25 protein-coding genes are annotated in these 19,965 nt (G+C 67.3%); 12 read left to right on the top strand and 13 right to left on the bottom strand.

The window, feature by feature from the left end:
• Positions 1-9 precede the first annotated feature (9 nt).
• From hisD to ASC37_RS00790, 12 genes are read right to left on the bottom strand one after another with little or no spacing between them, the layout of a single operon-like run.
• Positions 10-1,338, bottom strand: a complete 1,329-nt coding sequence (hisD, locus tag ASC37_RS00845) for a histidinol dehydrogenase (protein ID WP_055422554.1) — start codon at positions 1,336-1,338, stop codon at positions 10-12.
• Positions 1,319-1,975, bottom strand: coding sequence for an ATP phosphoribosyltransferase (gene hisG, locus ASC37_RS00840; RefSeq protein WP_055422553.1), 657 nt, complete (start codon positions 1,973-1,975; stop codon positions 1,319-1,321). The genes hisD and hisG overlap by 20 nt, the downstream gene beginning before the upstream one ends.
• 9 nt (positions 1,976-1,984) lie before the next feature.
• A complete protein-coding gene (gene murA / locus ASC37_RS00835) occupies positions 1,985-3,235 on the bottom strand; it encodes a UDP-N-acetylglucosamine 1-carboxyvinyltransferase (protein WP_055422552.1) in 1,251 nt (416 codons plus the stop codon).
• Positions 3,236-3,246: 11 nt separating this feature from the next.
• Entirely contained in the window at positions 3,247-3,507 is a 261-nt protein-coding gene (locus ASC37_RS00830; protein WP_055422551.1) for a BolA family protein, read from the bottom strand.
• Between the two features lie 17 nt (positions 3,508-3,524).
• On the bottom strand, positions 3,525-4,295 hold the full coding sequence (locus tag ASC37_RS00825) for an ABC transporter permease (RefSeq protein ID WP_055422550.1): 771 nt from the start codon (positions 4,293-4,295) through the stop codon (positions 3,525-3,527).
• On the bottom strand, positions 4,288-5,181 hold the full coding sequence (locus tag ASC37_RS00820) for an ABC transporter ATP-binding protein (protein ID WP_055422549.1): 894 nt from the start codon (positions 5,179-5,181) through the stop codon (positions 4,288-4,290). Before ASC37_RS00820 ends, ASC37_RS00825 begins: the two co-directional genes overlap by 8 nt.
• On the bottom strand, positions 5,178-5,483 hold the full coding sequence (locus ASC37_RS00815) for an STAS domain-containing protein (RefSeq protein ID WP_055422548.1): 306 nt from the start codon (positions 5,481-5,483) through the stop codon (positions 5,178-5,180). Before ASC37_RS00815 ends, ASC37_RS00820 begins: the two co-directional genes overlap by 4 nt.
• 8 nt (positions 5,484-5,491) lie before the next feature.
• Complete coding sequence (locus ASC37_RS00810; protein WP_198288955.1) at positions 5,492-6,145, bottom strand: MlaC/ttg2D family ABC transporter substrate-binding protein; 654 nt, start codon at positions 6,143-6,145, stop codon at positions 5,492-5,494.
• A 41-nt stretch (positions 6,146-6,186) separates the two neighbouring features.
• Complete coding sequence (locus tag ASC37_RS00805) at positions 6,187-6,927, bottom strand: MlaA family lipoprotein (protein ID WP_055422547.1); 741 nt, start codon at positions 6,925-6,927, stop codon at positions 6,187-6,189.
• Between the two features lie 18 nt (positions 6,928-6,945).
• A complete protein-coding gene (mlaD, locus tag ASC37_RS00800) occupies positions 6,946-7,416 on the bottom strand; it encodes an outer membrane lipid asymmetry maintenance protein MlaD (RefSeq protein ID WP_055422546.1) in 471 nt (156 codons plus the stop codon).
• 28 nt (positions 7,417-7,444) lie between these two features.
• Positions 7,445-8,227 carry a lipid asymmetry maintenance ABC transporter permease subunit MlaE gene (gene mlaE, locus ASC37_RS00795; protein ID WP_028874097.1) on the bottom strand — a complete coding sequence of 261 codons (783 nt, stop codon included), beginning with the start codon at positions 8,225-8,227 and terminating at the stop codon, positions 7,445-7,447.
• A complete protein-coding gene (locus ASC37_RS00790; RefSeq protein ID WP_055422545.1) occupies positions 8,224-9,054 on the bottom strand; it encodes an ABC transporter ATP-binding protein in 831 nt (276 codons plus the stop codon). Before ASC37_RS00790 ends, mlaE begins: the two co-directional genes overlap by 4 nt.
• A 134-nt stretch (positions 9,055-9,188) precedes the next feature.
• Between ASC37_RS00790 and ASC37_RS11465 the strand changes: the two genes are divergently transcribed.
• The 3 genes from ASC37_RS11465 to ASC37_RS00775 are packed head-to-tail and all read left to right on the top strand — an operon-like array spanning position 9,189 to position 10,626.
• Positions 9,189-9,434: a hypothetical protein gene (locus tag ASC37_RS11465; protein WP_141654640.1), complete on the top strand. Its 246-nt coding sequence runs from the start codon at positions 9,189-9,191 to the stop codon at positions 9,432-9,434.
• 17 nt (positions 9,435-9,451) lie between these two features.
• Entirely contained in the window at positions 9,452-10,081 is a 630-nt protein-coding gene (locus ASC37_RS00780; protein ID WP_055422543.1) for a FlgO family outer membrane protein, read from the top strand.
• The gene (locus ASC37_RS00775) at positions 10,078-10,626 is read left to right on the top strand and encodes a FlgO family outer membrane protein (protein ID WP_055422542.1); all 549 of its coding nucleotides are present in this window, start codon (positions 10,078-10,080) and stop codon (positions 10,624-10,626) included. The genes ASC37_RS00780 and ASC37_RS00775 overlap by 4 nt, the downstream gene beginning before the upstream one ends.
• Positions 10,627-10,669: 43 nt before the next feature.
• Here ASC37_RS00775 and ASC37_RS00770 read toward each other — a convergent pair whose 3' ends face one another.
• Positions 10,670-12,640, bottom strand: coding sequence for a monovalent cation:proton antiporter family protein (locus ASC37_RS00770; protein WP_055422541.1), 1,971 nt, complete (start codon positions 12,638-12,640; stop codon positions 10,670-10,672).
• Between the two features lie 68 nt (positions 12,641-12,708).
• On the opposite strand from ASC37_RS00770, the gene ASC37_RS00765 reads away from it, so the two are divergent.
• The 9 genes from ASC37_RS00765 to dacB all read left to right on the top strand — a co-directional run bounded on the left by ASC37_RS00765 (position 12,709) and on the right by dacB (position 19,965).
• A complete protein-coding gene (locus ASC37_RS00765) occupies positions 12,709-13,689 on the top strand; it encodes a KpsF/GutQ family sugar-phosphate isomerase (protein ID WP_028874093.1) in 981 nt (326 codons plus the stop codon).
• Positions 13,689-14,216 carry a KdsC family phosphatase gene (locus tag ASC37_RS00760; RefSeq protein ID WP_055422540.1) on the top strand — a complete coding sequence of 176 codons (528 nt, stop codon included), beginning with the start codon at positions 13,689-13,691 and terminating at the stop codon, positions 14,214-14,216. The genes ASC37_RS00765 and ASC37_RS00760 overlap by 1 nt, the downstream gene beginning before the upstream one ends.
• Positions 14,213-14,896: an LPS export ABC transporter periplasmic protein LptC gene (lptC, locus tag ASC37_RS00755; protein ID WP_055422539.1), complete on the top strand. Its 684-nt coding sequence runs from the start codon at positions 14,213-14,215 to the stop codon at positions 14,894-14,896. The genes ASC37_RS00760 and lptC overlap by 4 nt, the downstream gene beginning before the upstream one ends.
• Positions 14,893-15,417, top strand: coding sequence for a lipopolysaccharide transport periplasmic protein LptA (gene lptA, locus ASC37_RS00750; RefSeq protein ID WP_055422538.1), 525 nt, complete (start codon positions 14,893-14,895; stop codon positions 15,415-15,417). Before lptC ends, lptA begins: the two co-directional genes overlap by 4 nt.
• Positions 15,418-15,446: 29 nt before the next feature.
• Positions 15,447-16,223 (top strand): enoyl-CoA hydratase, encoded by a 777-nt coding sequence (locus ASC37_RS00745; protein ID WP_055422537.1) that lies wholly within the window; start codon positions 15,447-15,449, stop codon positions 16,221-16,223.
• Between the two features lie 193 nt (positions 16,224-16,416).
• The gene (gene phaP, locus ASC37_RS00740) at positions 16,417-17,028 is read left to right on the top strand and encodes a phasin family protein (RefSeq protein ID WP_055422536.1); all 612 of its coding nucleotides are present in this window, start codon (positions 16,417-16,419) and stop codon (positions 17,026-17,028) included.
• A 128-nt stretch (positions 17,029-17,156) separates the two neighbouring features.
• Positions 17,157-17,261 (top strand): LPS translocon maturation chaperone LptM, encoded by a 105-nt coding sequence (gene lptM / locus ASC37_RS11870; RefSeq protein WP_072247872.1) that lies wholly within the window; start codon positions 17,157-17,159, stop codon positions 17,259-17,261.
• An 8-nt stretch (positions 17,262-17,269) separates the two neighbouring features.
• Entirely contained in the window at positions 17,270-18,505 is a 1,236-nt protein-coding gene (gene lysA, locus ASC37_RS00735) for a diaminopimelate decarboxylase (protein WP_198288953.1), read from the top strand.
• Positions 18,502-19,965: a D-alanyl-D-alanine carboxypeptidase/D-alanyl-D-alanine endopeptidase gene (gene dacB, locus ASC37_RS00730; protein WP_055422534.1), complete on the top strand. Its 1,464-nt coding sequence runs from the start codon at positions 18,502-18,504 to the stop codon at positions 19,963-19,965. The genes lysA and dacB overlap by 4 nt, the downstream gene beginning before the upstream one ends.

Below are 19,965 nucleotides of genomic sequence, written 5' to 3'. Positions count from 1 at the left end.
CTCACGCCATCAAGGCAAAATGCGCATCTGCGCCGAACGCGCGTGCGCCATGAGCCCTTCGCCTTGGGCGAGCGTGGCAGCGATGGGGGCGAGCTTTTGCGCGCCGGCGCGCGATACGGCGACGAGGCTCGTGCGCTTCTGGAAATCGTAGACGCCCAGGGGGGAAGAGAAACGGGCGCTGCGCATCGTCGGCAGCACGTGGTTCGGCCCGGCGCAGTAGTCGCCGATCGCCTCCACCGACCAGTGGCCGAGGAAGATCGCCCCGGCATGACGGATCTTGTCGGCCCAGGGTTCGGGATCTTCCAGGGCGAGCTCGAGGTGCTCGGGGGCGATGCGGTTGGCGATCGCCACCGCCTGCTCCAGGTCATCCACCCGGATGAGCGCGCCGCGATGGGCGAGCGAGGCGGCGATCACCTCGCGGCGCGGCATCGTCGGCAGTAGCCGCTCGATGGCTTCGGCCACTGCATCCAGAAAATCCGCCTGCGTGCTCACCAGGATCGATTGCGCGAGTTCGTCGTGCTCGGCTTGGGCGAAGAGATCCATCGCCACCCAGGCCGGATCGCCCGAGCCATCGGAGAGGATCAGCACTTCGGAGGGCCCCGCCACCATGTCGATGCCCACCACGCCGAAGACGCGCCGCTTGGCTTCGGCCACGTAGGCGTTGCCGGGGCCGACGATCTTGTCGACCTGCGGAATCGTCTGTGTGCCGTAGGCGAGCGCCGCCACCGCCTGCGCCCCGCCGAGGGTGAAGACGCGATCGACTCCGGTGAGGTGCGCTGCGGCGAGCACCAGGGGATTTTTCTCGCCGCGCGGCGTGGGCACGGTCATGATGAGCTCGCCCACGCCGGCCACTTTGGCCGGGATGGCGTTCATCAGCACCGAGCTGGGATAGGCGGCGCGCCCGCCGGGGACGTAGAGCCCGACGCGATCGAGCGGCGTCACTTTCTGCCCCAGGCGCGTGCCGTCCGCCTCCTCGATCACCCAGCCCTCGAGTTTTTGCCGCTCGTGGAAGGTTTCGATGCGCTCGGCGGCACGCACCAGGGCGTCTTTCTGCTCGGCGGGCAGCGCGGCAAAGGCCTCGGCGAGCGCCGACTTCGGTAGTTCCAGCTCGGCCATGTGGGTCACGGTCAGACCATCGAAGCGGCGGGTATAGTCGAGTACCGCCGCATCGCCCGTGGTGCGCACCGCGCGCAGGATCTCGTCGACGGCGCGGCCGACGGCCTCGTCCGTCTGCGCCTCGAAGGCGAGCAGCGCGTCGAGCTGGGCGAAGAAGTCGGGGTCGCGCACGTCCAGCCGGCGGATGCGCGCGGCGGACGAATCAGGCGTCTGGCTGGTCATGGAGGGTCTCCGCGAAGGTGTCGATGAGCGGCTGCACCAAGGTACGCTTGAGCTTCAAGGCGGCCTGGTTGACGATCAGACGGCTGGAAATGGACATGATTTCCTCGACCTCGACCAGATGATTGGCGCGCAGCGTGTTGCCCGACGAGACGAGGTCGACGATGGCATCGGCCAGGCCAACCAAGGGCGCGAGTTCCATCGAACCGTAGAGCTTGATGAGATCGACGTGTACGCCCTTGGCGGCGAAATGCGCCTTGGCGGTCTTGAGGTACTTGGTCGCCACGCGGATGCGGCTGCCGAGCTGAACCGCCGCGCCATAATCGAACCCCTCGGGCACGGCCACGCACAGGCGGCAGCGGGCGATGCGCAGATCGAGCGGCTGATACAGCCCCTGCCCGCCATGCTCGAGCAGCACGTCCCGCCCGGCGATGCCCAGGTCCGCCGCCCCGTATTGCACGTAGGTGGGCACGTCGGTGGCGCGCACGATGAGCAGCCGCACCTCGGGACGGTTGGTCTCGAGGATGAGCCGACGCGAGGTCTCGGGGTCGTCCTGCGGCACGATGCCGGCCGCTGCGAGCAGCGGCAGCGTCTCGGTGAAGATGCGCCCCTTGGAGAGCGCGAGCGTGATCCGTTCCATGAGCCGATTCTACCGGATGCGGCGCACCTGGGCACCCAAGGCGCCGAGCTTTTCTTCGAGCTGCTCGTAGCCGCGATCCAGATGATAGATGCGCTCGATCACCGTCTCGCCTTCGGCCTTGAGCGCGGCCACCACCAGCCCGGCAGATGCCCGCAGGTCGGTGGCCATGACGGTGGCCCCGTCGAGCCGCGCCACCCCCTTGACCACGGCGGTGTTGCCGTCGATACGGATGTCGGCTCCGAGTCGCTGCAGCTCGACGGCGTGCATGAAGCGGTTCTCGAAGATGGTTTCGCGGATGACACCGCTGCCCTCGGCCACCGTGTCGAGGGCCATGAATTGCGCCTGCATGTCGGTGGGGAAACCCGGGTAGGGAGCGGTGCGCACGTCCACCGCCCGCAGCCGCGGCGGCGCCTCCAGCGCCACCCAGTCGGGGCCGGTCTCGATGCGGCAACCGGCCTCGGCGAGCTTGGCGAGCACCGCTTCGAGCGCATCGGGGTCGGCCCGGGTGAGCCGGACCTGCCCCCCCGTGATGGCGGCGGCGCACAGATAGGTGCCGGTCTCGATGCGGTCGGGCATGACGCGATAGCGGGCGCCATGCAACCGACGCACGCCGCGCACGCGCAGGGTGTCGGTGCCAATGCCTTCGATGTCCGCGCCCATGGCCACCAGGCAGCGGGCGAGATCGCTCACCTCCGGTTCGCGCGCCGCGTTCTCGATCACCGTCGTTCCCTCGGCCAGGCACGCGGCCATGAGCAGGTTCTCGGTGCCGGTGACGGTGACCAGATCCGGCACGAGCCGCGCCCCGCGCAATCCTGGCGTGGTGGCGTGGATGTAGCCGTGTTCGACGCGCACCTCGGCACCCAGCGCCTGCAACCCCTTGATGTGCTGGTCGACCGGGCGCGCGCCGATGGCACAGCCGCCGGGCAGGCTCACGACGGCTTCGCGGCAGCGCGCCACCAGCGGCCCCAGCACGAGGATGGAGGCGCGCATCGTCTTGACGAGCTCATAAGGCGCTTCGGGGGACGCGATGCGCTGCGCCTGCAGCCGCAGGGTCGCACCCTCGCGCTCGATCGCCACCCCCATGCGCGCCAGGAGCGCGAGCAGGGTGTCGACGTCGCGCAAGCGCGGAACGTTCTCGATCTCGAGCGGCTCGTCGGTGAGCAGCGCCGCGCACAGAATGGGCAGCGCCGCGTTCTTCGCCCCGGAGACGGGGATCTCACCGGCAAGCCGCGCGCCGCCGACGATGGCGAGTTTGTCCACCCCGTTCTCCTTCAGCGCGACTCGAGCTCGGAGCGCAGCCGTTCCCACTCCTCGGGCGTGAGGGTGGTGAGCGCAAGGGCGTGGATCTCCGTGCCCATCGCCGGGCCCAGCGCCTGATAGACCAGCTGGTGCTGCTGCACCTTGCGCTTGCCGCGAAACGCCTCGCTCACCACCAGGCCGGTGAAATGCACCCCATCCTCGCCCTCGACCTGCACGTGCAGGCAGGGCAGATGGGCCGCGATGGCCGCTTCGATCGCCTTGGGATCGTACATGTCGGGCTCCAGGAAGCTCATTGACGCAGTTTGTAGCCGCGGGCGAGCAGGGCCAGCGTCAGCGCCACCACCACGGCCGTGGCCGCGAGCGACACCCCCAGACTCACCCAGGGATTGGTGTCCGCCTGGCCGAAAAAGCCATAGCGAAAGCCGTCGATCAGGAAGAAGAACGGGTTGAGGTGGGACACTTTCTGCCAGAAGGGAGGTAGCGCCGCGATCGAGTAGAACACCCCCGAGAGCATGGTGAGCGGCATGACGAGGAAGTTCTGGAAGGCGGCGAGCTGGTCGAACTTGTCCGCCCAGATGCCGGCGACGATTCCCAGCGACCCCAGCAGCAGCGAACCGATCACCGCAAAAGCGAGCGCCCACAGCGGCGCGGCGAGCGGCAGATCGACGAAGACGAGCCCCACCAGGATCACCCCCAACCCCACGGCGAGTCCCCGCACCACGCAGGCGAGCGCGTAGCCCCAGAAAAATTCCTGGTGCGACAAAGGCGGCAGGAGCACGAAGACGATGTTACCCGTCACCTTGCTCTGAATGAGCGAAGAGCTGGAGTTGGCGAAAGCGTTTTGCAGCACCGACATGATCGCAAGACCCGGGATGAGAAAGGCCGTATAGGGTACCTCGCCGTAGGTCGTCACATGCCGGTCGAGCACGTTGGAGAAGATGAGCAGAAAGAGCAGCGCGTTGAGGATGGGCGCGGCCACCGTCTGGAAAGCCACTTTCCAGAAGCGCATCACTTCCTTGTAGAAGAGCGTGCGGAACCCCGCACCGAAACATTCAGGCACTTCGCATCACCTCGACGAAGACGCGCTCCAGATCCGGCTCGCCCACGCGCAGCTCTCGCACCTCGGCCCCGGCCTCGCGCAGGCGGCGCAAGATGAGTTCGATGTCGGTGTAGTGCTCGAAGGGGATGCGCACCCAGCCATCCTCGCCTGCCTCGCCACCCAGGGCGAGCGCCGCCTGGGGCTGGTCGAGCCGCACTTCCAGCTCATGGGCCTGGAAGCGCGCGAGCAGCCGCTCGGTGGTATCGAGCGCCACGATGCGGCCGGCCTTGAGCATGGCGATGCGGTGGCACAGCGACTCGGCCTCTTCGAGATAATGGGTGGTGAGCAGAATCGTGTGTCCTTGATCGTTGAGCTTCTGGATGAACTGCCACAGGCCGTGGCGCAGCTCCACGTCCACGCCGGCGGTGGGCTCGTCGAGCACGATCACCGGCGGGCGATGTACCAGGGCCTGCGCCACCAGTACCCGGCGCTTCATCCCACCCGAGAGCGTGCGCATGTTGGCCTCGGCCTTGTCGGCCAGCCCCAGGCCGTGCAGCAGCTCCTCGATCCAGGCTTCGTTGCGGGTGAGGCCGAAATAGCCGGACTGGATGCGCAGGATCTCGCGCACCGTGAAGAAGGGGTCGAAGACGAGCTCCTGAGGAACCACGCCGATGGCACGGCGCGCCTGGCGGTAGTCGCGCACGACATCGAAGCCCATGACGCGCACGCTGCCCTCGCTCGGGCGCGCCAGCCCCGCCAGAAGCGAAATGAGCGTGGTCTTGCCTGCCCCGTTGGGTCCGAGCAGGCCGAAGAATTCGCCGCGCTCGATGGTGAGGTCTACGCCAGCGAGCGCCGTAAAGCCACCATAGCGCTTGACGGCGCCTTGCAAGGCAATGGCAGCGGTCATGTCCCGGACGGCTCCGGCGCCAAGGGCAACAGGGTATCGACGCCGTAGAGCTGCGCGAGCGCCAGCGCCTGATGTGGCAGACCGGCGATCTCGATCATGGCCCCGCACCGGCGCGCCCGACGCAGCCAGTCGATGAGGAGGGCCACCAGCGAGGAATCGCAGCCGCTCACGCCAGAAGCATCGACGAGGACGCGCGAGCCGGCAGCGACCCCCTCCGGCCAGCGGTCGAGGAAACCGGTGACACTGCGTAGATCGATGCGCCCTTCGAGCGGCACGCGCAGCGCCTGGCCTGAAGCAGACATCGCCTTGCTCACCCCTGCTTCGCCGTATCGGCCGGCATGGTCTCGCCGTGGGCATTCTTCTCGGCAAGTGTCTGGATGAGCCCGTCGATCCCCTTGGCCTGGATCTCCTGGCCGAAGGTGCTGCGATAGCTGGTGACCAGGCTCACGCCGGCCACCACCACGTCGAACACTTTCCAGCCGTCACCTTTGAGTTCCATGACGTAGTCGATGGCGATCGGCTCGCTGCCAGGACGGATCACCATCGAGGAGACGCGCACGGTCTTGTCGCCCGGCGCCATGCGCAGCGGCTTGAATTCGAGTTTCTCGTCACGGTATTCGCGCAGCGCGTTGGCGTAGGTGCGCACCAGCAGGGTCTTGAATTCCTGGGTGAGGCGTTTGCGCTGCTCGGGTGTGGCCTGGCGCCAGGGCTGACCGACGGCGAGCATCGTCATGCGCTCGAAGTCGAAATGCGGCAGGACGCGCTGCTCCACGTAGGCGAGCCATTCGTTCATGTCCGCATCGGTCTTGATCGGGCGCTGTTTGAGCCGCTCGATCACCTCGTCGGAAATCTCCTTGACCAGCACGTCCGGCGCCTTGGGTTCGGCCCGCAGGGCCGCCCCCCATGTCATGGCCAGTAGAGCCAGGCAGGCGGCCAACCATCGCCGCATCATCGTTTGCTTCATCGCACATCCTCTCTCATGTCGGGTTCGGGAAAGCCAGATATTCAGCGACTCCCGCCGTTCGAAGCGCCGTTGCCGTTGAAATCCTCATATTCGATCGGCGGGTTGCCGTCGTGTATCAGATAATTACGCCGCTGGAAGTAGACATCGCGCAGGTGTGCGTACTTGTCGATGATCTGCCCTTCGGTAGCCCGATCGGCCGGCAGCAGCTCGGCGCGCTTGACCACGATCTCGGCCGCCTTGAAGGAATATTTCGCCGCATCGCCTTCGACGTAGGTGGTCGGATCGCTGTAGTAGTCGACCGGCAGCGCGGCGGTGTCGCGCAGGTTGTGACCACCGAAGAGCGGCAGCACGAGGTAAGGGCCGTCGCCCACGCCCCACACGGCGAGCGTCTGGCCAAAATCTTCGTTGTGCTTGGGCAAACCCGCCTCGCTCGCGATGTCGAGCACGCCAAGCAGCCCCCAGGTGGAGTTGAAGGCGAAGCGAACGAGGTCGTTCAAGGCTGCCTGCGGCTTGCCCTGCAGCAGGTTGTTGGCCGCGTTGCCCAGATCGCCCAGGTTGCTGAAGAAGTTGCCCACGCCCGTCTTCACCGGCGAAGGCAAGACGTTCTCATAGACCACCGCCGCCGGGCGGATCACGACGGTATCGAGCGCGTCGTTGACCTGGAACATCGCCCGGTTGAAGCCTTCCCAAGGGTCCTTGGGATTGGACGGTTGGCTGGTCGCGCAGCCCGACATTGCCACGCAGGCGGCGATCGCCGCGATCGCACGGGTTTTCTTGTTCACCTCGTTCCCCTTTCCTCGTTATTTGCTGCCGCCTTCGGCCGCCTTGTTGAACAGGAACTGGCCGATCAGCTTTTCCAGCACCAGCGCCGACTGGGTCATCTCGATGCGATCGCCGTCCTTGAGCATCTCGCTATCGGCTCCGGCCGCCAGCCCGATATATTGCTCGCCCAAGAGGCCCGAGGTCAAGATCGAAGCGATCGTATCTTTGGGAAAAGGATAGGCCGCCGAGACCTTCATTTCCACTTCGGCCTGGTACGTCTGCGGGTCGAAACGGATCGCTGCGACCCGGCCCACGACCACCCCGGCGCTCTTGACCGGAGCCTTGACCTTGAGCCCGCCGATGTCCTCGAAGCGCGCGCGCAGTGTGATCGTCTCGCCCCGCGTCCCTTCCTCCGAGACGTTGGCCACCTGCATCGCCAGGAACATCAGCGCCGCGAACCCCAGCGCCACGAACGCCCCCACCCACAGATCCAGTATCGCTCGATTCATCGCCACTCCCGGGACCGTCGCCCGTCCGTCATTTACCGATATACATGAAAGAAGTCAGAATGAAATCCAACGCCAGCACCATCAGCGAGGAATAGACCACCGTCTTCGTGATCGCCCGCGACACGCCCTCGGCCGTCGGCGTGCAGTCGTAGCCTTGGAAGACCGCGATGAGGCTAACCGCCCAGCCGAACACGAAGCTCTTGACGACACCGTTCACCACGTCTTCGCGGAAGTCGACGGAATTGGCCATCTGCGACCAGAAGGTGCCGTTGTCCACGCCGATGACCACCACGCCGATGAACCAGCCGCCGATGACCCCGACGGTGCTGAAGATGGCCGCCAAGAGCGGCATGGACAGCACCCCGCCCCAGAAGCGTGGCGCCACCACGCGGGCGATAGGGTTGACGGCCATCATGTCCATGGCCGTGAGCTGCTCGGTGGCCTTCATGAGGCCGATCTCGGCGGTGACCGCCGAACCGGCACGGCTGGCGAAGAGCAGCGCTGCCACCACCGGCCCGAGCTCGCGCAGCAGCGACAGCGCCACGATGCTGCCGAGCGCCGACTCCGAACCGAATCGCTGCAGGGTGTCGTAGCCCTGCAAGCCCAGCACCATGCCGACGAACGCGCCCGAAACCACGATGATGACGAGCGAGAGCACACCGGAAAAATAGAGCTCGCGGATCGTGAGGGAAAAACGCGCGAACGACGGCCCCGAGTGGCGCAGCATCGCGAAGAGGAAGCGGGTCGCGAATCCGACCTGCCACACCCCATCGACGGTGAGATGCCCCAGGGTACGCAGCAGCTGGATCATGGCGCGACCTCCGCTTCGAGGAGCAAGCTTTCTTCGAGAGGAGGCGCCGGATAATGAAACGGCACGGGTCCGTCGGCTTCGGCGTAAATGAACTGATGCACGAAGGGATCGGGGGAATTCCGGATTTCGTCGGGCGTGCCCTGGGCGATGATCTTCCCCTGCGAGACGAGATAGACGTAATCGACGATGGACAGCGACTCGACCACGTCGTGCGTCACCAGGATGGAGGCGGCACCCAGCGCATCGTTGAGCTTGCGGATTGCCTGCCCGATCACGCCGAGCGAGATCGGATCGAGCCCGGCGAAAGGCTCGTCGTACATGATGAGTTCCGGGTCGAGCGCCACCGAGCGGGCAAGCGCCACGCGCCGCGCCATGCCACCCGAGAGCTCACTGGGCATGAGCGTGGCGGCTCCCCGCAGACCCACCGCGTTGAGCTTCAAGAGCACGAGGTCGCGGATCATGGATTCGGGCAGGTCGGTGTGCTCACGCAAGGGGAAAGCGACGTTGTCGAACACCGACAGATCGGTAAAGAGCGCACCGAACTGGAAGAGCATCCCCATGCGCCGGCGCAGGGCGTAGAGCTCCTTTTCGGAGATGCGCTCCAGAGACTGGCCGAACACGCGCACGCTTCCCTTGCGGGCGCGCAGCTGGCCGGAGACGAGACGCAGCAAAGTCGTCTTGCCCGAACCGCTGCCGCCCATCACGGCCACGAGCTGCCCGCGGCGCACCGAAAAATCGATGCCGGAGAGGATCAGGCGCTCGCCGTAGCCGGCGTCGACGCCGCGCAACTCGACCACTGGATCTGCAGAATGAGGATTCGTCGTCACCGTCTCACTTCCACCTCGGATCTGCCCAATGATACACGAAGCCCGCAAACGGGACCAAGCAGCCGGCCGCGACGAAAATCCTAAAGTCCGCGCTCGGTGCGCCGATAACTCTACAAAACCCGGAGCCCAGCAAAATGCGCCCCCTGACACTTTTACCCGCACTCCTGACGCTCATCCTCCTTGCCGGCTGCGCCTCGCAGCATCAGAATGTACAGGTCGTCGTGAGCGGCAACGGTGGTCCGGAGGCCAGCGCAAGCGTTCGCGGCACCCGCAAACCTTCGCCTCCGCCGGGCGATTATGCCTACACGTACGTCGAAAATTACGACCCCTCGTCTGGCGAAGACTTCCTCGTCACCCATCGCCCAGGCGAGCGCAATTGATGTCCAGGAGAACGACGATGAAACGCCTCGCCCCTCTTTGCCTCGCCCTGCTGCTGGCGGCTTGCGCCCAGAGCGCCACCCGCGAAGTGAGCACCACCTCTGCTCCTGCCGCCCCGGCAAGCCCTGCAACCGCTCCCGACGCCCTCGCCTACCGTCCAGCCAATTCCGGCGCGGCCCGGTTCAACAGCAAAATCATCTTTCTCGCCGACCAGATCGAACGCAACATCCAGCACAAGAACCTGCTACCGGCGGTGCTGGCGAGCACCTTCGTCAATCTCGACGATCTCGACGATACCTCGCCGCTGGGGCGCCTCATCACGGAAAACCTCATCCACGAGCTGCAGGTGCGCCACTGGAACGTCTACGACATCCGCCTGAGCAAAGCGGTAGCCGTGAATCCCGCAGGCGAATTCGTCCTCACCCGCGACCCCAAACTGCTCGAATACCAATACCTGGTCGCCGGCGTGCTCGCCGGCACCTATTCGGTCACCGACGACGAAGTCTTCGTCAATGCCCGGGTGATCGACGTCAATACCGGCGTGGTCGTGAGCTCTGGCCAGATCAGCCTGCCCATCGACGACTTCGTCGCCCGGCTGCTCGTCGATGGCGACCAGCTCAAACCGATGCGCATCATCCGCGGCAAATGACCTTCCGCTTCTCGGCTACGGCCGCGGCGTTGCTCACGGCGGGGCTCCTTTCCGCCTGCAGCCTCGCCCCCACGGCCAGCATGTGCCGCGAAGCGACCGAGAACGAGCTCGGTCGCATGGCCCGGCAGACCTGCCCGCGCGGCGGCAGCGTCATCATCCCCGATTTCGTCGAGGTCGACGGATACCGCACGGGGCGCTTTGGCAAGGCGCTGGGCGAAGCGTTTGGTCTGGCGTGGAGCCGGCATTGCGCCGCGCCCATGCGCCAGGTCGAGGTAGGCGAGCACCTCAGCCTCGACGAGGACGGCCTGCGGCTCCTCACCCGCGACCCCGAATCGATCCGGCAAGACATCGTGATCGACCGCTACGCCCTCGTCGGCACCTACCGCCGCGTGGGCGAGGCGCTGCAGCTCGGCGTGCGCCGCATCGATCTGGTCGACGGCACGGTGCGCGCCGCCGCCTCGGGCCAGATTCCCGAGCGCTGCTTCGGTGCGGAACCGACCCGCCGCGGCAGCAAGGAAAAGCTGCGCACCACGGTCAGCGATTGATGGTCCCGCGCGGGGATCGTCCGGCGGCTCGGCGTGCGAGCGCTCACGGCCCCTGCAGCAGAATCGCCTCGCCGCGCTCGAGCGCTGCCTGCTCGCCACGCAGGATCACCACGTCGCCCGCCTGCAATACCAGCTGCGGTTCCGGCGTCTGGGCGCGGATGCCGCGCCGGCGCACCGCCGCCACCGTCACGCCGCACTCTTCCAATCCCACATCTCCCAGGCGCCGCCCTACCGCCCAGGAATCGGGCGACAAAAGCACCGAATGCAGACGCATGCCGCCCTCGCCCGCTTCGCTCTCGTCGGAGCGGCCGGCGAAATAGCCGCGCAGCAGCGCATAGCGCTGCGCCCGGATCTCGCGGATGCGCCGCGCCACGCGCGTGAGCGGCATGCCGATGAGCGCCAGCGTGTGCGTGGCCAGCATCAGGCTCACCTCGATCGCCTCCGAGATCACCGCCGTCGCTCCGGCCGCCATCAAGCGATCGACGTCGTTCTCGGTGCGGGCGCGTACCACCACCGGCACGTCCGGGCGCAATTCGCGCAGCACCGACAGCACGCGCAGCGATGCCCCCAGTTCGGCAAAGGTCACCACCACCGCCCGCGCCCGCAACAAACCCGCCGCGATCAGGGTCTCGCGCCGGCTCGCGTCACCGTAGAGTACGCTCTCGCCGGCCACTTCCGCCTCCCGCACCCGCTCCGGATCGAGGTCGAGCGCCACCGTGGGCACCGCCTCGTGCTCGAGCAGCCGCGCCAGATACTGACCCGTGCGCCCGTAGCCGAGCACCAGCACGTGCTGCTTGACGAGCATGGTGCGCGAGGCGATCTGGGTGAGTTCCATCGAGCGGGCGAGCCACTCTGAGGCGACGAAGCGCAGCACCAGCCGATCGGACACCGCGACGATCAAGGGTGCGGCCAGCACCGACAAGACTAGCGCCGCCACCGCCGTCTGCAGCCATGCCGACGGCAGCAGACCCAGCCCCGCCGTCTGCGCGAGCAGCACGAAGCCGAACTCGCCGCCCGTACATAGCCACAGTGCCGAGCGCATCGCCACTGCCGCGTTCGAACCCAGGGCGCGCGAGGCGCCCCACACCACCGCCGCCTTGATGCCCAGCATGCCGACGAGCAGCAGCACGACGAAGACGAAATTGCGCGTCACCTCGCCCACGTCGAGGAACATGCCCACCGTAATGAAGAAGAGACCGAGCAGTACATCGCGAAACGGCTTGATGTCCTCTTCCACCTGGTAGCGGTATTCCGTCTCCGAGATCAGCATGCCGGCGAGAAACGCCCCCAGCGCCAGCGACAGCCCCAGGGCGTTGGAGAGCGCAGCCATCCCCAGCGTCACCAGCAGGACGTTGAGCATGAAGAGTTCGGGCGATTTCTGCCGCGCCACCCAGGTGAACCAGCGGCGCATCACCGGCTGTCCGAAGCGCAGCACCAGCACGAGCAGCACGGCGATCTTGAGCACCGCCGCCCCCAGCGTCACCCACCAGCGCTCGCCGTCGGGCGCCGCCAGGGCGGGCACCAGAATGAGCAGCGGCACCACCGCCAGATCCTGGAAGAGCAGCACACCGATCACTTCCCGTCCGTGCGCTTTGTCGAGCTCCAGCCGCTCGACGAGCAGTTTCGAGAGGATGGCCGTCGAAGACATCGTCAGTGCCCCGCCCAGCGCCCAGGCCGCCAGCAGCGACAAACCCAGAGACCAGCCGAGGAGCGTGAACACCAGGTGCGTGACGAGCACCTGCAGCGCCCCCAGGCCCAGGACCACGCGGCGCATCGCGTTCAACTGCGCCAACGAGAACTCCAGGCCGATCGAGAACATGAGGAAGACGACGCCGAACTCGGCCAGCACCGCCGCCCCGCCCTCCTCCGGCATCAGGCCGAGCGCGTGCGGCCCCACCGCCACGCCGACGAGCAGATACCCCATCAGCGCCGGCAAGCCCATGCTCTTGAACAAGGCTACCGCCGCGAGCGAACCCGCCAGCAGCAGCAAGACCGTCGTCAAGCCTCCCTCCATGAAAAACCCGCTCCCTGCGTTTTTGCTATACTGGGCTTCCCAGTATAAACGAGGCCGCAGCCGAGCCCATGGATCGCCCTCTCGATCCCGGGCGCATCCTCGAGAGCGCCCGGCGCACCCTGCGCATCGAATCCGAAGCCATCGCCGCCCTCGCCGAGCGGCTCGGCCCTTCCTTCGCCGAAGCCGTGCGGCTCGTCCTCGGCGCGCGCGGCCGGGTCATCGTCACCGGCGTGGGCAAATCCGGCCATATCGGGCGCAAGATCGCCGCCACCCTCGCCTCGACCGGCACCCCCGCCTACTTCGTCCATGCCGCGGAGGCCGCGCACGGGGATCTCGGCATGATCGCCCCCGACGACGTCGTCATCGCCATCTCCTACTCTGGCGCGAGCGACGAGGTGCTGATGATCCTGCCCGCCATCAAGCGCCAGGGCGCCGCCTTGATCGCCCTCACCGGTCGGCCGGACTCGCCGCTCGCGCGCCAGAGCGACGTGCACCTCGACGTGAGCGTGCGCGAAGAAGCCTGCCCGCACAACATCGCCCCCACTGCGAGCACCACCGCCGCGCTCGCCATGGGCGACGCGCTCGCGATCGCGCTCCTGCAAGCGCGCGGCTTCGGTCCGGAGGATTTCGCCCGCTCGCACCCCGGCGGCGCGCTCGGGCGCCGGCTGCTCACGCGCGTGGCCGACGTCATGCGCCCGCGCCCCGAGGTCCCGACCGCGCCACCCAACGTTCCCCTCACCGAAGCGCTGCTCACCATGTCGCGCGGCGGCATGGGCATGGTCGCGGTGGTCGATGCCGACGACCGGCCGCTGGGCATCTTCACCGACGGTGACCTGCGCCGCACCATCGAACAGGGCGCCGACCTGCGCAGCGAGACGCTCGCGCAGCGCATGAACCCATCGCCCAAGACCATCTCCCCCGAGGCGCTCGCCGCCGAAGCGGCGCGCCGCATGGAAGATGCGCGCATCAGCCAGATGCTGGTGGTCGAGGACGGCCGGCTCGTCGGGGCGCTGCACATGCACGACCTCATGCGCGCCAAGGTGCTGTGATGACCACCGCCACGGCCAAAGCCGCCCGCGTACGTCTAATGGGCTTCGACGTCGACGGCGTGCTCACCGACGGGCGCCTTTACTACGGCCCCGAGGGCGACACCCTCAAGGCGTTCCATACGCTCGACGGGCACGGACTCAAGCTGCTCGCCCGCGCTGGAATCGAACCGATCGTCATTTCCGGCCGAACTTCCGCCGCCCTGGCGCGCCGCTGCGCCGAGCTGGGGCTGCCGCTGGCGATGGGAATCGAAGACAAACACGCCGAGATGGCGACGCGGCTCGCCGCGCGCGGGCTCGGGTTCGAGGCGGCCGGCTACATGGGCGACGACGTCGTCGACCTGCCCCTCATGCTTTCCTGCGGCTTCAGCGCGGCGCCGGCCGACGCGCACGAGCTCGTCAAGTCGCGCGCCGACTGGATCGCCCCTCGCCCGGGCGGGCGCGGCGCCGTGCGCGCGCTGTGCGACTTCCTCCTGCACGCCCAAGGGCGCTGGGACGAGCTCCTCGCGCCCTACCTTCGCGCCCCATGACCCTCCTCCGCCCCACCGTCCTCCTGCCGCTCCTCTTCGCCACGCTGGTGGCCGCCTTCTCCTTCTGGCTCGAACGGCGGGTGAATCTGCTCACGCAGTCGCCTCCCGTGGAGCCCGCCGGCGAGATCGACCTCGTCTCCGGCGAGCTCGCGGTCGACGTCTATTCCGATACCGGTCTGCCCATGCACCACATCGAGGCCGATCATGCCATCCATTACCTCGCCGGCGATCGGACCGCGCTCGAGCGTCCGCGCGTCACGTCCCTGCGCGAGGACGTGCGCTTCACCGGCCGTGCCCAGCGGGCCGACGTCTTCGATCATGGCGAGCGCATCGAAGCCTTCGGCGACGTGCTCGTCACCCGCCTGCTCGACGGTGCCGAGACCCGCTACGAGGGGCAGATGCTCGTCTGGTGGCCCGACGACGGCCGCGCCCGCTCCGACCTGCCCGTCGTGATCACTCGCGGCGAGCGCCGCGCCACCGGCGACCGGATGGAGGCCGAAGACCATCTCGCGAAAATCACCCTGATCGGCAACGCGCACGTGCATTGGCCGCCCGAGCCCAAGACGGCTGCCAACGCGCTTGCGCCGGCAAAACCCGCCGCTGGCAAAACGACCGCACCCACCCCTCGCGCCAAACCCGATTCCCGCCAACCCGCCCCCCGACGGAGCCCCAGCCGATGACCCGCCTTTTTCTGCTCCTCTGCCTGCTGTTCGTGCTCGCCGTACCGCTCGCGCACGCGGAAAAGGCCGACAAACAAAAGCCCATCGAGATCGACGCCGACCGCATCCACGTCGACGATCGGCAAAAAGTACATATCTTCGAGGGCAACGTGCTCATGAAACAGGGCACGCTGGAGATCCGGGGTGATCGCGTCGTCGTGACCCAGGACGAGCAAGGCTTCAAGACGGGCGTGGCCACCGCCCAGGGCGGCAAGCTCGCCACCTTCAAGCAGAAACGCGACAACAGCGACGAATGGGTCACCGGAGAAGCCGAGCGACTCGAATACGACGCGCGCACCAACAAGATCAAGCTCATCGGCCGGGCCCGCGCCACTTCCGGCCAGGACGAAGTGCGCGGCGCCTACATCGAATACGACCAGAACACGGACCAGTACTACGTCACCACCGCCGGCGGCACCTCCAGCGCCCCCTCGGGCCGCGTGCGTGCCGTGATTCAGCCGAAGAACACCGAGGAACAATGAATTTTTCCCACCCACGAGAGGAGCACTTCATGGACTACCAAAACATCATCGTCGAGACCCACGGCCGCGTCGGCCTCATCCGGCTCAACCGGCCCAAGCAGCTCAACGCCCTCAACGATGCGCTGGTCGACGAGCTGGGGCATGCGCTCGACGTCTTCGAGGCCGACGAAGGAATCGGCGCCATCGTCATCACCGGCAGCGAGAAAGCCTTCGCCGCCGGCGCCGACATCGCCGCCATGGCCAATTTCTCCTACATGGACGCCTACAAGGGCAACTACATCACGCGCAACTGGGAACGCGTCAAGACCTGCCGCAAGCCGGTGATCGCCGCGGTGGCCGGTTTCGCTTTGGGCGGCGGCTGCGAGCTCGCCATGATGTGCGACCTCATCATCGCCGCCGACAACGCCAAGTTCGGCCAGCCCGAAGTCAAGCTCGGCATCCTGCCCGGCGCCGGTGGCACCCAGCGCCTGCCGCGCGCCGTGGGCAAGGCAAAAGCCATGGAGATGTGTCTCACCGGCCGCTTCATGGATGCCGAAGAGGCCGAGCGCAGCGGCCTGGTGGCGCGCGTGGTGCCGGCCGAGCGGCTGCTCGAAGACGCCCTCGAGACCGCCAAGACCATCGCCAGCTACTCGCTGCCGGTGGTCATGATGATCAAGGAGTGCGTCAACCGCGCCTACGAGAGCCCCCTCAACGAGGGACTCCTCTTCGAGCGCCGCACTTTCCATTCCAGCTTTGCGCTCGAAGACCAGAAGGAAGGCATGGCCGCCTTCCTCGAGAAACGCGCGCCGCAGTTCAAGCACCGCTGATCTCCCGGCATCCCGACGCCGCACCCGCGCCACGATCCCCTTGGGTGAGGATCGTGGCGCGGAACCTTGCAAAGCATCGAACATTCAAAGGCTTTGTGCAACGCACAAAATCACTTGACACACAGAAATCCTTGAACTATAGTGAGTGCGTTGCTGCGATGCAGCAATCTCAATCCCTCAAGGAGGACGTACCATGAGCACCACCGACACCCTCACCCAACGCGGCCGTCAAATCTCCGATGCCTGGCTCGCCGTCGCCAGTTCCGGCTTCTCCACCATCGAGCGCCTCATCGCGCTGCAGATGAACGCCCTGCGCGAAACGATCGAGCAGTCGCTCGCCCACGCCAAGCAAGTGGCCGAGACCAAGGACGCGCAGGAATTCTTCAAGCTGCAGCAGGAAGCCCTCACCCCCTCGATCGAGAAAACGCTCGCCTATCAGCGCAACGTCTACGAAGTGCTGCAGCAGAGCCAGACCGAGATCGCCAAGATCGTCGAGACCCAGCTCTCCGATCTCAACCGGCAGATGATCGAGCTGCTCGACAAGATGGCCAAGTCCGCACCCACCGGTGCCGAGACGGTCATCGCTGCGGCCAAGTCCGCCATCGCGGCGGCCAACAGCGCCTATGACAATCTCGCCAAGGCCGCCAAACAGGTGGCCGAGATCGCCGAAGCCAACATGACGGCGGCGACCAACGCCACCGTCAAGGCCGTGACCTCCGCCTCGCAGCAGCTCGCCACCAAAGCCGCTCCGGCGGCGACGGCTGCCCGGAAACCCTCGGCGAGCGCTTCCCAAAGCGCGGCCTGAGTCGCAAACTGAATGCGGTGCCCTGCACCGCGTTGCGTGAAACGCCCGCCCCGAGCGGGCGTTTTGCTTTCCCCCTGCCCCCGGCTCTGCTAGGATAGCGTTTCGACCGAACTTCCTTCCTGCAGACCATGCGTTTTCTCCTCCCCCTCGTCCTTGCCCTGGCGCTTTCCGGCTGCGGCGTGAAAGGACCGCTCTACCTGCCTTCCCCGCCCTCCTCGGGGGGATCGAAATGAATTTTCCCATGCCGACGCTACGGGTCACGGCGCACGGACTCGCCCTCGAAGACGTTCCGCTCACGACCATCGCCGCCACTTACGGCACGCCCTGCTACGTCTATTCGCGCACGGCGATCGAAGAAGCGTTCGAGCGCTATCGCACGGCGCTGCCGCCCGAGCGCGCCGAGATCTGCTACGCGGTCAAGGCCAATGGCAACCTATCGATCCTGCGGCTGCTCGCTGCGCGCGGAGCGGGCTTCGACATCGTCTCCCGCGGCGAGCTCGAGCGCGTGCTCGCGGCCGGCGGTGAGGCGAAGCGCGTCGTCTTCTCGGGCGTGGCCAAAGGGGCCGCCGAGATCCGCCGCGCGCTGGAAGTGGGCATCGGCGTGTTCAACGTCGAATCGGCGGCGGAGCTCACCCGCATCGCGCACATCGCCCGCGAGATGGGGCGACGCGCCCCGGTGGCGCTACGCATCAACCCCGACGTCGACCCCAAGACGCATCCCTACATCTCCACCGGACTCAAGCGCAACAAGTTCGGCATCCCCGTGGCGGAAGCGCTCGCGCTCTACCGCCAGGCCAAGTCGATGCCCGAGCTCGAGCTCGTGGGCATCGCCTGCCACATCGGCTCGCAGCTGCTCGACCCTTCCCCGCTGCTGGAAGCTGCCGAGCGCGTGAAAGACGCGGTAGAGCAGCTCGAGCGCAACGGCATCGCGCTGCGGCACATCGACCTGGGCGGAGGGTTAGGCATCCGCTACCGCGACGAGACCCCGCCCGACATCCCCGCCGTGCTGCGCGCGCTCGCCGAGCGTTTCGCCGATCGGCCCGAGCGGCTGATGTTCGAGCCGGGGCGCTCCCTCGTCGGCAACGCGGGTTTGCTGCTCACGCGCGTCGAATACCTCAAGCACGGCGAGGAACAGGACTTCGCCCTGGTCGATGCCGGCATGAACGACCTGATGCGCCCGGCGCTCTACGACGCCTGGCACGAGATCGTCCCGGTCGTGCCGCGCTCCGGACCGGTACGCCGCTACGACGTGGTCGGGCCGGTGTGCGAATCGTCCGATTTTCTCGGCCGCGGGCGCGAACTCGCCCTCGAAGCGGGCGACCTTTTGGCGGTGCTCTCGGCCGGCGCCTACGGCATGGCCATGAGCTCGAACTACAACGCCCGGCCGCGCCCGGCAGAAGTGCTCGTCGAAGGGGCGACGCACCGCCTCATCCGCGCGCGCGAACCGCTGGAAGCCTTGTGGGCCCTGGAGCAATGAACGGGCGGCGCACCTGGCGCCCGCCCCTGCCCGCCGCCGTGCGCTTCATCCTCCTCATTCTCTTCGCCGCGCTTCCCTGGCTGGGGCCGGAGGACGTTCGCGCCGACACGCTCCCGCCGCCGGTGCGCGAAGCCCTGAACAAAGCGCAGGTGCCGCCCGAGGCCGTCTCCGTCCTCATCCAGCCCCTGGAAGGCGGCGCGCCGCTCCTGGCGGCGAACGAGACCGTGCCGCGCAACCCGGCCTCGGTGATGAAGCTCGTCACCACCTTCGCCGCCTACGAAACCTTCGGCGCCCAGCGCCGCTGGACGAGCCGCTTGGTGGCCCGCGGCCATGTGCTCGGTCAGGAGCTCGTGGGCGATCTGGTGCTGCAAAGCGACGGCGACCCTTACCTCACCGCCGAGCGGGCCTGGAAGCTGCTGCGCACGGCGTGCGCGCTGGGGATCCAGACCATCCGTGGACGGTTGAGGCTGGAGGCCGACGGGCTGCGCATTCCCCCGGCCGACCCTTTCGCCTTCGACGGCGACGGCTATCGCCCCTACAACACCCCGGCGAGCGCCGAGCTCGTCAATTTCAACACGGTGATCGTGCAGATCCAGCCCTCCCCCGACGGCACGCGGGCGCTCGCCACGCTGCACCCGCCGCTTGCCGGCGTGAACGTCGGCAACGCCCTGAAGATCGAGACCGGCCCTTGCCCCGCCGACGTCGTCAAACGCCTCGAGACGGGCGTGCAGGAAGAGGCGCAAGGCGTGGCGATCACGCTCTCGGGCCGCTATCCGGCAAGCTGCGGCATCCGCTTCCTCGGGCTCTCGCCGCTTCCCGCCGAGCGCTTCGCCTCGGCCATGCTCGAAGGCATCTGGCGCGAGCTCGGCGGCCGGCTGCTGCCCGCCGATGCGCCCGCCCCAGCCACAAGCGAATGGCTCGTAGCCACCGACGATTCGCCCACGCTCACCGAGATCGCCTACCAGATGAACAAGTGGTCGAGCAACCCGATCGCGCGCCAGCTCCTCGCCCTCGTCGGCGCGGCGCGCTCGCCCGAGGCGCCGGATCACGTCGCCGCCGGCGCGCAGGCCGTGCAGGCACTGCTCGCTGAAGCGGGGATCGATCGCCACGGCGTGGTACTGGAAAACGGCGCGGGGCTGTCGCGCGAAGAGCGCATCGCCGCTTCCGACCTCGCCCTCCTGCTGCAAACGGTCTGGAACCGTCCCTACGCGGCCGAATTCATCGCCACCTTGCCGGTGGCCGGCGTCGACGGCACGGCACGGCGCCGTTTCAAGGATTCCTCCATCCGCGAATGGGCGCACGTGAAGACGGGGACGCTGCGCGACGTGCGCGCGATCGCCGGTTTTGCCCAGAGCCGCTCGGGACGGCGCTACGTGATCGTCGCCTTCGTCGAACACGCGAATGCGGCTCAGGCCAGCGACGTCCTCACCGCCCTCTTCGACTGGTTGTGGGAGCACTGA

Origin of the sequence: Tepidiphilus thermophilus (genome assembly GCF_001418245.1) — a bacterium.
Taxonomy (GTDB): domain Bacteria; phylum Pseudomonadota; class Gammaproteobacteria; order Burkholderiales; family Rhodocyclaceae; genus Tepidiphilus; species Tepidiphilus succinatimandens.
This window is presented reverse-complemented; position numbering and strand designations above follow the sequence as displayed.